This is a genomic window from Kitasatospora sp. NPDC101108 (assembly GCF_055584725.1).
The window spans coordinates 626,072-639,675 of record NZ_JBVJLM010000001.1 but is presented as its reverse complement, the minus strand read 5'-3'; the positions used below and the strand labels follow the sequence as shown (position 1 = coordinate 639,675).

Here is a 13,604-nt window from a genome sequence, read left to right as displayed (position 1 = left end):
CCACGACAACGAGGAGTGATCGCCAGTGACGGGGGCAACCGCCGTGATGGCAGAGGGCAGAAAGCACGTCAGCTACCGGGAGACCGCCGTCGCGGGCCCCTTCGACCCGCCGGCCGCGGTGTCCGCCGTCGCGGGCTCCGGAGTCCTCGCCGAGTACGTGGTCTACGAGCGCGACCGCCGGTGGTTCGTCGCCGGCAACCCGGTCGGCGAGGTGACCGTGGACGCCCGGCAGGTCCGCTCGACCCTCGGCGGGGAGTCCGCCGAACCCTGGACGGGCACCCCGTGGCGGGCGGTGCGCGACGCGCTGCACCGAGCCCCGATCGAGCGGTGGCGCGCGTACGGCTGGGCCTCCTTCGAACTCGCGGGCCCCGGCGCCGCGACCTCACCGGAAGTCCTGGCGCACCTGATGGTCCCGGCCGTCGAGCTGGAGATCGGCGAGGAACACGCGGTGATCCGCACGCTCGACGACGCGGACCTGACCGCCGTCCTCTCCGTACTGCGCACAGGCGCGCAGGCGGGCACGGGCGAGCCGGAGCCGGTGGGCGTGGAGGCGCTCGACGGCCGCTACCTCGCGGGTGTGGCGTACGCGGTGGAGCAGATCCGCACCGGCCGGCTGCAGAAGATGATCCTCTCCCGCTGCGTGGACGTGCCCTTCGAGGTGGACATGCCCGCGACCTACCTGGCAGGACGAAGGGCTAACACGCCGGCCCGCTCGTTCCTGCTCGACCTCGGCGGGTGGCAGGCCACCGGGTTCAGCCCGGAGACCGTGGTCGAGGTGTCCGCCTCGGGCGCCGTCTCGACCCAGCCGCTGGCCGGCACCCGGGCGCGCACCGGCGACCCGGCCGCCGACCTGGCCCTGCGGGCGGAACTGCAGGCCGACCCCAAGGAGGTCTACGAACACGCCACCTCGGTGAAGCTCGCCTTCGACGAGCTGGAGACCGTGGGGGCCGAGGGGACCACCAGGGTCAGCGAGTACCTGGCCGTCAAGGAGCGCGGGAGCGTCCAGCACCTCGCCTCCCGGGTGGACACCACCCTGGCCGCCCCGCACACGGCCTGGGACGCGCTCGCCGCCGTGTTCCCGGCGATCACCGCGTCCGGCATCCCCAAGGGCCCGGCGTACGAGTTGATCACCCATCTGGAGCTGGGCCCGCGCGGGCTGTACGCCGGCGCGGTGCTCACGGCGGACAGCGACGGGGAACTGGACGCCGCGCTGGTGCTGCGCGCGGTGTACCAGCGCGCGGGCCGGGCCTGGCTGCGGGCCGGTGCGGGGATCGTCGCCTCGTCCGCTCCGGCGCGTGAACACGAGGAGACCTGCGAGAAGTTGCGCAGCGTGGCGCCGTTCCTGGTGCCCGCCGCGACCACTGGCCCGAACGACCGAGGAGATGACGGACCGAATGGCTGACGTGCGGTCGAACCGGCGGTGGACCACGCTGGTGACCTCCCTCGCGGCGATGCTGATGACCTTGGACATCACCATGCTCAACGTCGCGCTGCCGCAGATCGGCACCGATCTGCACGCGACCCTGGACGGCCTGCAGTGGGTGGTCAACGCCTACACGCTGGTGTTCGCGGCCCTCCTGCTCACCGCGGGCGCGCTGTCGGACCGGCTCGGCCGGCGCCGGATCTTCCTGCTCGGCGTGGTCGTCTTCACCCTGGCGTCCGCGACCTGCGCCCTGGCGCCGAGCGTCGGGGTGCTGGTCGCGGCCAGGGCCGTGCAGGGCGTCGGCGGAGCGATGGTGATGGGCACCTCCCTCGCGCTGATCGCCTGCGCCTTCGAGGGCGCGGCGGCCGGGCAGCGGGAACGGGCGGTCGCGCTGTTCACCGCGGGCGGCGCCGCCGCGGCGGCGATGGGGCCGGTAATCGGCGGGGTCGTCGTCGACTCGCTGAACTGGCGGCTGCTGTTCGCGGTCAACGTGCCGCTGGGCCTGCTGATCGTCTACGGGACGGTCCGCGGTGTGCCGGGGAGCGCGGGCACGCGGGAGGCCCGGCTCGACCCGGCCGGGCCCGTCCTCGCGGTCCTGGCGCTGTTCGCGCTGAACTACGGCCTGGTGACCGGCGCGGACAAGGGCTGGTCCAGGCCGGACGTGCTGGTCGCGCTGATCGCGGGCGCGGCGCTGGTGGTGGTGTTCGTACTGGTCGAACGGCGGCTGGGCGAGCGGGCGATGCTGGACCTGCGGCTGTTCGCCATCCCGTCGTTCTCCGGCGCGATGCTGCTCAGTTTCGCCGCCCGCATCGTCAGCTTCGGGATGTTCCCGTTCGTCATCCTGTGGCTGGGCGGGATCCTGGGCTTCTCGCCGCTGAAGGTCGGCCTGGTGCTGTTCGTGCAGTCGGCCGCGCTGATGGTCGGCGCGCCGCTGAGCGGGGTGCTGGCGAAGGTCATGCCGTTGTCGGCCGTGATGGCGCTCGGCATGGGGCTGTGCGGGGTCGGGATGTTCACGGCGGTGGGCATCGGCCCGCACGACGGGTGGACCGCGATCGTGCCGATGCTGGTCCTGATCGGCGTCGGCGGCGGTCTGGCCATGCCGCACCTGCTCGGCGTCGCGGTCGCCGTGGTGCCCGCCGCCCGGGCCGGCACCGCCTCGGGCGCGGTGAACAGCTTCTTCCCGCTCGGCACGTCGGTCAGCGTCGCGGTGTTCGGCGCCGTCCTCACGGCCCGGGTCGACTCGGCGATGCCGGACGGCGCGCTGGACGCGGCGGGCGTGCCCGCCGGTTCGGCCGGGACGCTGCGCTCGCTGGTGGGCACCGGCCAGTTCGAGGCCGTCGGCCGTCTCGTACCGAAGTCCGTGGCCGAGCCGGTGCTGGAGCTGGCGCGCACCGGCTACACCGGGGCGCTGTCGACGATCTTCCTGGTCGGCGGGATCGCCGGTGTGCTCGCCGGACTGGCGAGCCTGGTCCTCATCCGGGCCGGGGACAACCACGTTCCGGTGGCGGTCCGGGAGCCGGGCGCCGCCGAGGAGCCTTCGGCGGCGCCCTCGTGACACCGTCAGTCCACGGCCGCCGCTGCGGCCAGTTCCTCGTGGTCGACCGGCTCCGGCTCGTCCGGCCGGATCAGCTCGGGCATGCCGATCCGGGCGGTCAGGTCGCTCCACGCCCGGGTGACCGCGAGCGCCCACTGCCCGCTGTGCGCCCGGCGGCCCGGCTCGGCGACGTCGCGCACCAGGTCGCGCAGGGCGACGAGCACCGCGTCGGGCCAGGTGCGGGCGAACACCTCGTGGTAGCTGCGGGTGTCCGCCTCCCCGAGGACGGACGTGCTGGGCACGGCGAGCCGCTCGGTGCCCGGCCCGCTCATCACCAGGCGGCCGGTCTCGTCGCGCGGCGAGTGCAGCCTCGGGTTCCACAGCACGGGCCCGTGGGTGTCGGACAGCGTCAGCACCCCGGCGTCGCAGCCGAGCGAGATCCGGTGCAGCAGCAGCGAGTGGTTGTCCGGGTCGCCCGGGTGGACCTGGTTCTGCACCCGCAGGGTGACCGGCACCCCGCCGATCGCCGCGTTGAGGTTCACGAACGGCTGGGGCGCCGTACCGGGCGCCTCGGCCGGGGCGGCCGGCTCGCCGAAGGACCACGGGCGCAGCCCGCCCGCCGCCCGGCCGAGCACGTCCAGCAGCGGATAGGCGACCTGGCTGTTGCACGCGGCGTCCAGGAAGCGGATCGGCCGGCGCGAGCGGAGGTACTCGGCCGCGGCGAGGAAGCGCCGGACCGGGGCGATGTTCGGGTAGAGCGTGTTCACCGCGTAGGCGGCGCCGCCCTGCCTGGCAGCGCGCAGGCACTCGGCGACCTCGGTGGCGTGCACCGGGTGCTCCTGCAGCACGTGGATGCCGCGCCGCAGCAGTGCCTGGGCCAGCTCGGAGCCCGGCCCGCCGGTGGCGCCCGAGCGCACCACGACGCAGGCGATGTCGACGTCCTCGGGCACGGCCTCGGCGGAGGTGAACAGCGGCACGCCGTGGCGGGCGGCGAGCTTCGCGGAGTAGTCCCCGCCGCGTGCGAGCACCCCCGCGAGGGCGAACTCGCGCGGCGCGGAGCGGACCGCGTCGAGGTAGATGCGGCCGAACGCGGTGCCGGCCACGACCACGCGCAATGGAGCGTGTGTCACGGAAACCCCCTTCTTCGAGTCGACGCGCGACTCTCTTGAGCCCATACCGGGCAATTGGTGCGAAACATATCAAATGCCAAGCCATTGGCGAGAGTTCGGGAACGGGAGACGGAACATGAGAACGACGTGCAGCCACGTCCTGCTGTGGGTGGGCGATCTCCACCAGGCCGTACGGGACTACCGCAGGCTCGGCTTCACGGTCGACTACGCGACCGCCGAGGACAAGGCGCGGCACGCCCACATCTGGTTCACCGAGGGCCCGGTGATCGAGCTGCTGACCACACCGAGCACCGCCAAGTACTTCAAGTGGCCCATCGACCTGATCGCCGGGCGCGGCTCGGGCGCCCGGATGATCCGCTGGCCGCGCGGCGGCGAGGGCTTCTGCGACGTCGCCGTGGTCACCGAAACCCCGGACCTGGCAGCCGAGTTGGCCGCGCTGCGGGCGGCGGGCGTCCCCACCGGACGGGCGGTGCGCTGGCGGCGCACCAAACCCGACGGGCAGCGGACCACGTTCCGGCTGGCCTACCCGCGCAACGACCGGCTGCCGTTCATCGTCACCCCGTACGACCCGCCGCAGCACCCCGCCCGGGCCGAGCACGCCAACGGCGCCAGTGGCCTGCACCGCGTGCGCATGGGCGTGCGCGCCGAGGACGCCGAAGCCTTCCGCCTGATCGTCGGCGACGACCCCACGTTCGTCGTCGAACCCGCCAGCACCACCGGGGTGCTCGGCATCGAACTCGCCGGACTGCACGGCGAGTTGGACCAGGACCTGTTGCACGGCGCCATGCTCGGCCCGGTCCGGACCGTACCCGGCAACGCCTGATCCCTTCACCCGCACACCATGACCCGCACACCAGGACCCGCACGGGGGAGCCGCACAGGATGACCACCACCACGACCGCCGCCGGCATCATCGCCGAGCTCAGCGCGCTCGGCGTCGAACTCTGGGAGGAAGCCGGACAGTTGAAGTTCCGCGCCGCCAAGGGGCTGCTCACCGAGGAGCACCGGGCGACGCTGCGCGCGCACAAGCCGGAGATCCTCCGCCTGCTGGCCGCCGACGCGGACGCCGGGACCGTGCAGCCGGACCCGGACGCCCGCCACGAGCCCTTCCCGCTCACCGACGTGCAGACGGCCTATCTGCTCGGCCGCCAGGACTCCTTCGGCTACGGCGGCGTCGCCTGCCACGGCTACCTGGAGGTGACGTACCCCTCGCTGTCCCCGGCGGAGTTGGAGGACGCCTGGAACCTGTTGATCGAGCGGCACGACATGCTGCGCGCGGTGGTCGAGCGCGACGGCTACCAGCGGGTACTGCCCGAGGTGCCCCGATGCCGCATCCGCGCCGCCGACCTGCGGGACGCGCCGCCCGACCGGGTCGAGGCCGAACTCGAAGCCGTACGAACCGAGTTGGGCCACCGGATCTACCGGACCGACAGCTGGCCGCTGTTCGAGCTGCGGCTGACCCGCACCCCCGGCGGCGACGTCGTCCACTTCTCGCTCGACTCACTGATCGCCGACTGGGCCAGCGCCGGCGTGCTGTTCCGGGAACTGGACACGATCCTCGCCGGACACGGGGACCAACTGCCCGCCCTGGACATCACGTTCCGGGACTACCTGCTCGCCGAGCGGCGCCTGCGCGAGACCGGCCGCTACCGGCGCGACCGCGAGTACTGGCTCGCCCGCGCCGATGACCTGCCACCCGCGCCCGAACTCCCGCTGCTGCAGGCGGAGACCGGCGGCCCCGTCCGGTTCGCCCGGCACCACACCCGGCTCGGCGCCGACGCCTGGGCGCGTCTGCGGCGCCGGGCGGGCGAGCGCGGGCTGACCCCGTCCGCCGCCGTGCTCGCCGCGTACGCGGCGGTCCTGCGTCGCTGGAGCCGGCGCGACCGCTTCAGCCTCAACCTCACCCTGCTCAACCGGCTGCCCCTGCACACCCAGGTGCCCGCGCTGGTGGGCGACTTCACCTCGGTGAGCCTGCTGGAGGTCGTGGCCCCGGACGGGCGCGGCTTCGCCGCACACGCGGCGGCCGTCTCCGAGCAGCTGTTCGCCGATCTGGACCACCGACTGTTCTCCGGGGTCGAGGTGGTCCGCGAACTCGCGCGGCGCCGAGGACGCGAGGCGGCGCTCATGCCCGTGGTGTTCACCAGCGCCATCGGCCTCGACGACGACCCCGGCAGCGGCACCCTCGGCGTCGGGATCACCCAGACCCCCCAGGTGGTCCTGGACTGCCAGGTGGCCGACGGAGCCGACGGGCTGACGGTCAGCTGGGACGTACGACAGGGCGTGTTCCCCGACGGGCTGGTGGAGGACATGTTCGCGGCGCTGCGCGGCCTGCTCGGCCGGCTGGCCGACGGCGACGAGGCGTGGGAGGAGCCCGAGCCGGTCGCCCTGCCGCCGTGGCAGGAGGCCGAGCGGGCCCGGGTCAACGACACCGCCGCCCCGTTGCCGGAGAACCTGCTGCACGACGACATCCTCGCCCAGGCGGCGCGCACACCGGAGGCGACCGCCGTCGTCGGCGCGACCGGCTCGCTCAGCTACCGCGAACTGGTCCTGCGCGCGGCCGCCGTCGCCGAGGCGCTGCGCGCCGCGGGCTGCGCACCGGGCGAGCGGGTCGCGGTCGTCATGGACAAGGGCGTCGAGCAGGTCGTCGCCGTGCTCGGCGTACTGCTCGCCGGCGGCGTGTACCTGCCGCTGGACACCACCCAGCCCCGGCTGCGCCGGGACAAGGTGCTCGCCGACGCCGCGGTCCGGCACGTGCTCACCCAGTCCAGGGCCCGGCCCGGTGCCGAACTGCCCGAAGGCCTGCGGGTGTTCGAGGTGGACGCCCTGCAGCCGGCGACCGAGCCGCCGGCCGTCGAGCCGGGCGACCCGGACACCCCGGCGTACGTGATCTACACCTCCGGCTCCACCGGCGACCCGAAGGGCGTGGTGATCACCCACCGGGCGGCGCTGAACACCGTCGTGGACATCAACACCCGCTTCGGCGTCACCCGCGAGGACCGGGTGCTCGGCCTGGCGCAGCTCGGCTTCGACCTCTCGGTGTACGACGTCTTCGGCCCGCTCACGGTCGGCGCGACGCTGGTGCTGACCGACCCGTCGCGGGGCGCCGACCCCTCCCACTGGGCCGACCTGGTCGCCGAACACGGCATCACGCTGTGGAACTCGGTGCCCGCCCAGCTGCAGATGCTGGCCAACTACCTGGAGACCGAGCCCGCCCCGGTCGGCTCGCTGCAACTGGCGATGCTGTCCGGCGACTGGATCCCGGTGACCCTGCCCGCCCGGATCCGCGGCTTCGTGCCCGACCTGACCCTGGTCGGTCTCGGCGGCGCGACCGAGGCGTCGATCTGGTCCATCCACCACCCGATCACCGAGGTCGACCCGGCGTGGACCAGCATCCCGTACGGCACCCCCCTGACGAATCAGGGCTTCCGGGTCCTGGACGAGGCGCTTCGCGACGCCCCCGTCTGGACGGTCGGCGAGCTGTACATCACCGGCGCCGGCCTGGCCGCCGGCTACCTGGGCGATCCGGAGCTGACGGCGGCACGGTTCTTCGACCACCCCGTCGACGGGCAGCGGATGTACCGCACCGGCGACCTCGGACGCTACCTGCCGGGCGGGGAGATCGAGTTCCTCGGCCGCGAGGACGGACAGGTCAAGATCCGCGGCCACCGCATCGAGCTCGGCGAGGTCGAGGCGGCACTGCTGGCCCACCCGTCGGTCGGCGCGGCCGCCGCGGTGGTCGCCGGCTCCATCTCCGGCGGGGGGACGGCCGACCGGGCCCTGCTCGGCTTCGTCGAGGCCGCCCGGGCAGCCCGGGCCGACGACCTGGACGTGGGACGGCTGGGCGCCGTGGTACGCCGCTTCGCCACCGAACAGGTCCGCGACCTCGACACCGAACAGGTCGCCGAGCACGTTCACGACCTGCACGAGGCCGCGCTCGCGTCCATGCTCGACGTGCTCGTCCGCCACGGGCTGTTCGCCGAGGGCCGGGAGCACACCGCCGAAGAGGTCCTGGCCGCGGCGAAGGTGAGCGAACGCCACCACTGGCTGGTGCGCCGCTGGCTCGACCTGCTCACCGGCGCCGGCTGGCTCGCCACCGACGCCGACCCCCGGCGCTACCGCCAGGTGCGGGCCCTGCGGGAGCGGACGGCCGACGAGGCGTGGCAGCGCGTCGAGCACCACGCCGAACAGGGCCTGTGCACATCGGAGTTCGTCCGCTACCACCGCGCGCACGTCGACCGGCTCCCGGCGCTGCTGGCCGACGAACAGAACCCCTTCGAGCTGCTGTTCCCCGAGGGCCGCCAGGACACCGCGCACGCGATCTACCGCGACGACTCGATCGCCCGCCACAACAACCAGGCCGTCGCCGCACTGCTGAACCGCGTGGCCGCCGCGCACACCGGCACGCTGCGGGTGCTGGAGATCGGCGCGGGCACCGGGGCGACCACCGCCGCCGTCCTCCCGGTGCTCGACGGCCACCAGGTGGACTACCTGTTCACCGACCTGACCGCCTTCTTCCTGGCCGAGGCCCGCGAACGGTTCGGCGACCGGCCGTGGCTGCGGTTCGGCCTCTTCGACCTGGACGGCGACCCCCGGGCGCAGGGCCTCGCCCCGAACTCGGCCGACGTGGTGCTCTGCGCCGGCGTCCTCAGCAGCACCCGGGACGTCGAGGCCGCCGTGACGGCCGCCGTTCGCCTGCTCGCGCCCGGCGGGTGGCTGGTGTTCACCGAGCCGACCGCCGACCACCCCCACGTGCTGCTCACCCAGGGCTTCATGATGGACCCGGCGCACGGCGACCGCGCCCACGGCAGCACCAAGTTCCTCTCGCGCGAGCGGTGGCGCGAGGTGATCGAGGCCGCGGGCGGCGAGCCGGTGCTCTGCCTGCCCGAGGACGACCACCCGATGGCGGCGCAGGGCATCCACGCCTTCGCCGCGCGGTTCAAGACCGACCGGCAGCCGGTGACCCCCGAGGAACTGACCGCCTTCCTGGCCCAGCGGCTGCCCTCGCACATGGTCCCGGCGCACCTGCAGGTGCTCGACGACCTCCCGCTCACCGGTAACGGGAAGATCGACCGGCGCACGCTCGCCGGCTGGCGGCCGGCCGTCACCACGGTGGCCGAGCAGGACCAGGGCGGCTCGGCCGACGGGCTGGAGAGCCGGCTGTGCGCGCTGTGGGCGAACGCGCTCGGCATCGCCCGGCTCGGCCGCGACGAGAACGTCTACGACCACGGGGCCGACTCCCTGATCCTCGCCCGGGTCGCGGGCCGGCTGCGCGAGGAGATACCCGAGGCGGAACCCTTCGCCTACGACACCCTGCTGCGCCAGATGCTCAACGAGCCGACGGTCGCCGCACTCGCCCGCTCGCTGCGCGCCGACACCGCCGCCGCCCAGCACACGCCCGGAGCGACCGGCCCCGCACCGGCGGACGCGGCACCGTCCGCCTGGCGCGGTGAGCACGGCAACTCGCTGCTGATCCCGTTCGGCGGCGACGGCGACGGGCCGGTCCGGGTGATGTTCCACGCGGCCCTGGGCACCCTGGACTACTTCCAGCACCTGGGCCGCGCCCTGGCCGCGCAGAACCTCGGCCCGGTCGTCGGTTTCGCCGTCGCCGACACCGAGCAGTACCTCGCGATCGAACCGAAGGAACTGGTGCACCGGGTCGCCGACGACTACGCCCGGCGCCTCGTCGACGAGGGGTACACCCGCTTCCAGCTGGTCGGCTACTGCCTCGGCGGGCTGCTCGCGGTGGAGGTGGCCCGGCGCCTGGTGGAACGCGGCCTGGACGTCGTGGACCTGACGCTGGTCGACAGCATCCCGATGTTCGTGGAGACCGACGAGGAACTGGCCTTCGAGTCCGTCTTCGTGCCGAACCTCAACCTCGACCCGGTGACCACGGTCTTCGGCGAAGGCGTCGCCCACGCCGACGTCTATCGGGCGATCGAGAAGCTGATGACCGAGTACGACCGCAAGGTCCCGGCGGGTGCGATGGCCGCGCTGACCGGCGACCCGGGGCTCGAAGCGGTCGCCGCAGCGGTCCGCGAGCGGTCGAGGACCGGCCAGGACGAGCGGCTCGCGGCGTACGCGCAGGCGGCGGCGAAGCAGGCCGGGGTGCCGGTGGGGCCGGAACTGGTACCCGCCCTGTTCCGGGTCTGCCGCCACAGCATGCGCGCCGCGCGCTTCGACCCGGAGCCGTACGTCGGCGACATGACCTTCCTCCGGTGCACCGAACAGCAGTCCTTCGGGATCACCGCCGGAGTGGGTCACCTGGCCGCGCCGTTCTGGGCGGACACCTGCCTCGGCGAGTTCACCGTCGTCGACGTGCCGGGCAACCACTTCAGCGTCATCGAGCCGCCACACGTGGACGTGGTGGTCGAGCGCCTGGCCGCACCGCTGCGGGGCGAGTCGTGATCGGCGTCCTCGGCGGCTACGGCGACGTGGGAGCCTTCGCGTCGCGCGCGCTGGCCCGGCTCGGGCCGGGCCAGCTGCGGATCGGCGGGCGCGACCCCGTGGCGGCCCGTCGGCTCGCCGCCGCACTCGGGGCGTCCGACGCCGGGGCCTGCGAAGTCGTCGCCCAGGCCGTGGACTTCACCGACGAGCCGTCGCTCCAGCGGTTCGCCGACGGCTGCCGGATCCTGGTCAACTGCGCCGGCCCGTCCCACGCCGTCGCCGACCGCGCGGCACGGGCGGCCCTGCGGGCCGGGGCCGACTACGTCGACGCCGCCGGCGACGACACGCTCTTCGCCGCACTCGACCCCGGCGCCTGGTCCGACCGGGCGGCGGTGCTGTCGGCCGGGCTGAACCCCGGCCTGACCGGCCTGCTGCCCCGCTGGGCCGCCGCCCGCTTCACCGAAGTGCACGGACTGAGCTGCTACTTCGGACTGCTGGACCACTTCACCGAGGTGGCCGCCGACGACTACCTCCAGGGCGCCGCCGACGGAGTGAGCGAGCCGCTGGCCGCCTGGCGCGACGGCCGCCGCCGGCCGGGCGCGCTGCGCCGCCGCACCGGAGCCCGGGTGCCGTGCTACCCCGGCACGGTGACCGTGCTGCCCCACCTGCCCACCGAGGGCGAGCGGCTGGCCCGGGTCCTCGGGATCGACCGCGCGGACTGGTACACGGTGGTGGCCGGTGAGCACGTGCGCGCCGCCTTCGACCGGGTGCACGCCCTGGACCGGAGGGACGCGGTGGCGGCGCTGCGCCGCGCCAGCCTGCTGGACCTGGCCGGGCGCGCACCGTACGTGCTGCTCCTGGCCCAGCTCGACGGGCTGTCGCAGGGGCGGGCGGCCACCTCGACCGTGCTCCTGCGCGGCCGGCGCAACGCCGAGCTGACCGGTGCCGTCACCGCGGCCGCCACGCTCGCCGTGGCCCGGGGCGAGGTCCCGTCCGGGCGGCACTTCGCGGCCGGGGTGCTCGACCCGCAGTCCACGATCGACCGGCTGCGCGCGAGCGGCGCAGTGGCCGAACTCGTGGTGCTGGACGCGGCGATCGAGGACCTGGACGCCGCAGAGGAGGGCGCGCTGTGACGGACCCCCTGCGGATCTCGCTGCGCGGCGACGGCTTCGGCGCCGTGCACCGGGCCGCCCTCGACCGGGCCGGGCTCGTGCACTCCGAGGATCTCGCGGACGCCGATGCCTGCTGGGTGAGTGGCGCAGCGACCGCCATCGAGTTGCTGCAACGCGGGATCCCGGTGCTGGCCGAGCCATCGATGGGGCACGCGGATCTGGCCGCCTGTGTGCGGCAGGCCCGCCGCTCGGGGGTGGCGTTCCGGCTCGCCGATCCGGCGCCCCGGCTCCACGCAGTCCGGCAATTCGTCGCCGCCGCACGGGCGTTGCGGGCGCATGCGCCGATCGCCCAGGTGGCGGCCTCGTGCGCCCGCGACGCGCTGCCCGCGCTGGTACGGGTGCTCGCCGACGGGCTCGGCACCCTGCGCCCGTGGACGTTCGAGCCCCTGGCGGACACGCCGGTTTCGCCGAGTGTGCTCGGTGGCCGTGTCGCGGATGTGCCGATCTCCCTGCGCGTACGGGAGGAACGGCCACCGGGAGCGGCGCCGGACCTGGACCTGGTGCTGGGCACCGCAGGAGGCGAGCTGGCGCTGGCGAGCGCGTGCGGTCCGGTTACCTGGACCTCGGGGGAGGAGCGGGTGTCACTCGGCGATCCGGGCGGCCGGGGCGACTGGGCGGCTGCCATGGCGGCCGAACTGCTCGCGTTCGCCGGGGCCGTGCGGGAGCCCGGTGTCGCCGCACCGGACGTCCAGCAGCAGCTCACCCACTGCCGACTGCGTGAGGAGCTGCTCGCCGCACTCGGCCCCGCACCGGAGGCGGCAACGGCCCGTGTCCATGTCGCCGAGCTCGCCGCAGCGGCCGTCGAGGCCGGCGACGACACCCGGGCCCTCCCGGGTGAGCTGCCCACGGCTCAGGAGACGCACCGGGCGGGGTTCACCGGCCTGCCCGACCCGGCAGCCGTCGCGGGCCTGCCCGGGGCCATGGAACGGCTGGGGGAAATCAGCCTCGCCGCCGTGGCCGACCTGCTCTCCGACGTGCTGCCCGGGGACGTGGCGCGGTCCGAGGAGGAGATCACGGCCGCTCTCGGCACCGCCCCCAGGCACGCCTGGCTCGTCCGGCGCTGGCTGCTCGCTCTGACCGCCCGAGGCCTCCTCGCCCAGGAATCCGGCCGGTACCGCGTCGCGAAGCTCCCGGCCACCACTCGGGAGGGCATGCGGGACGCGTACGCCACGCTCGGGTTCCCGCCCGCCATGGCGCGCGTCCACGAGGCGGCGCTCGCCGAACTGCCCCGGCTGGTCCGTGACGAGGTGGCGGTGCAGCAGGTGCTGTTCGCCGACGGGCAGGTGCTGCCGGCGCTGGCGGCCTACCAGGACAACCTGTTCACCGCCTACCTCAACACCGCCTGCGGGTACCTGCTGGCCCGCTGCCCGCGCCCGGAGGGCGGACCGCTGCGCGTGGTCGAACTCGGCGGCGGGGCAGGACTGAGCACCGCCGCAGCATTGCGCGCGCTGTCCGGTCGGCCGGCCGACTACCTGTTCACCGACGTCTCCCGGATGTTCACCGTGGCGGCGCGGGAGCGCTTCGGCGACCACCCGGGGCTGCGCCACGGGCTGATCGACATCAATGCCGACTTCGCCGCGCAGGGCGTGGCCCCGGCGACGGCGGACGTCGTCCTCGCCGGAAACGTGCTGCACAACGCGACGCACGTGGGGCACACGCTGCGCCGGATCCGGCGGGTGCTGGCGCCGGGTGGCTGGCTGGTGTTCACCGAGTCGGTCCGGGAGAACGACGCGGTCCTCACCTCGATGCAGTTCCTGCTGTCCGCCCCGCCGGGCGGGTCGCGGGTGGGCAGCGAGGACCGCCGCGCCGCCTCCGGCTCGGTCTTCGTGGACGCCGAGGGCTGGCGGCAGGAGCTGGCCGCCGCCGGGTTCGTACCCCACTTCGTCCTGCCGGAGGCGCACTCGCCGCTCGCGGCCGCCGGTCAGCACCTGTTCTTCGCCACCGTCGGCTGACCACCAGGA

7 protein-coding genes are annotated in these 13,604 nt (G+C 74.3%); 6 read left to right on the top strand and 1 reads right to left on the bottom strand.

Features of this window, described 5'->3' with window-relative positions; all coding sequences use genetic code 11:
• Positions 1–46 precede the first annotated feature (46 nt).
• Positions 47–1,402, top strand: a complete 1,356-nt coding sequence (locus ACZ6Z8_RS02870; protein ID WP_465605671.1) for a salicylate synthase — start codon at positions 47–49, stop codon at positions 1,400–1,402.
• Complete coding sequence (locus tag ACZ6Z8_RS02865) at positions 1,395–2,978, top strand: MFS transporter (protein WP_465605669.1); 1,584 nt, start codon at positions 1,395–1,397, stop codon at positions 2,976–2,978. Before ACZ6Z8_RS02870 ends, ACZ6Z8_RS02865 begins: the two co-directional genes overlap by 8 nt.
• A 5-nt stretch (positions 2,979–2,983) precedes the next feature.
• Here ACZ6Z8_RS02865 and ACZ6Z8_RS02860 read toward each other — a convergent pair whose 3' ends face one another.
• Positions 2,984–4,087, bottom strand: a complete 1,104-nt coding sequence (locus ACZ6Z8_RS02860) for a Gfo/Idh/MocA family oxidoreductase (protein WP_465605667.1) — start codon at positions 4,085–4,087, stop codon at positions 2,984–2,986.
• 115 nt (positions 4,088–4,202) lie between these two features.
• Between ACZ6Z8_RS02860 and ACZ6Z8_RS02855 the strand changes: the two genes are divergently transcribed.
• Genes ACZ6Z8_RS02855 through ACZ6Z8_RS02840 form a run of 4 tightly spaced genes read left to right on the top strand, consistent with a single transcriptional unit; the run spans position 4,203 to position 13,595 of the window.
• Positions 4,203–4,910, top strand: a complete 708-nt coding sequence (locus ACZ6Z8_RS02855; protein WP_465605665.1) for a VOC family protein — start codon at positions 4,203–4,205, stop codon at positions 4,908–4,910.
• 59 nt (positions 4,911–4,969) lie between these two features.
• Positions 4,970–10,492: a non-ribosomal peptide synthetase gene (locus ACZ6Z8_RS02850; RefSeq protein ID WP_465605663.1), complete on the top strand. Its 5,523-nt coding sequence runs from the start codon at positions 4,970–4,972 to the stop codon at positions 10,490–10,492.
• Complete coding sequence (locus ACZ6Z8_RS02845; protein WP_465605661.1) at positions 10,489–11,604, top strand: saccharopine dehydrogenase NADP-binding domain-containing protein; 1,116 nt, start codon at positions 10,489–10,491, stop codon at positions 11,602–11,604. Before ACZ6Z8_RS02850 ends, ACZ6Z8_RS02845 begins: the two co-directional genes overlap by 4 nt.
• Positions 11,601–13,595, top strand: a complete 1,995-nt coding sequence (locus ACZ6Z8_RS02840) for a bifunctional Gfo/Idh/MocA family oxidoreductase/class I SAM-dependent methyltransferase (RefSeq protein WP_465605659.1) — start codon at positions 11,601–11,603, stop codon at positions 13,593–13,595. Before ACZ6Z8_RS02845 ends, ACZ6Z8_RS02840 begins: the two co-directional genes overlap by 4 nt.
• Positions 13,596–13,604: the final 9 nt, after the last annotated feature.

Bases quoted from the DNA above. Each gene is read 5' to 3' on its own strand.
- ACZ6Z8_RS02850 (WP_465605663.1), top strand. From the start codon at position 4,970: ATGACCACCACCACGACCGCCGCCGGCATCATCGCCGAGCTCAGCGCG.
- ACZ6Z8_RS02855 (WP_465605665.1), top strand. From the start codon at position 4,203: ATGAGAACGACGTGCAGCCACGTCCTGCTGTGGGTGGGCGATCTCCAC.
- ACZ6Z8_RS02870 (WP_465605671.1), top strand. From the start codon at position 47: ATGGCAGAGGGCAGAAAGCACGTCAGCTACCGGGAGACCGCCGTCGCG.
- ACZ6Z8_RS02865 (WP_465605669.1), top strand. From the start codon at position 1,395: ATGGCTGACGTGCGGTCGAACCGGCGGTGGACCACGCTGGTGACCTCC.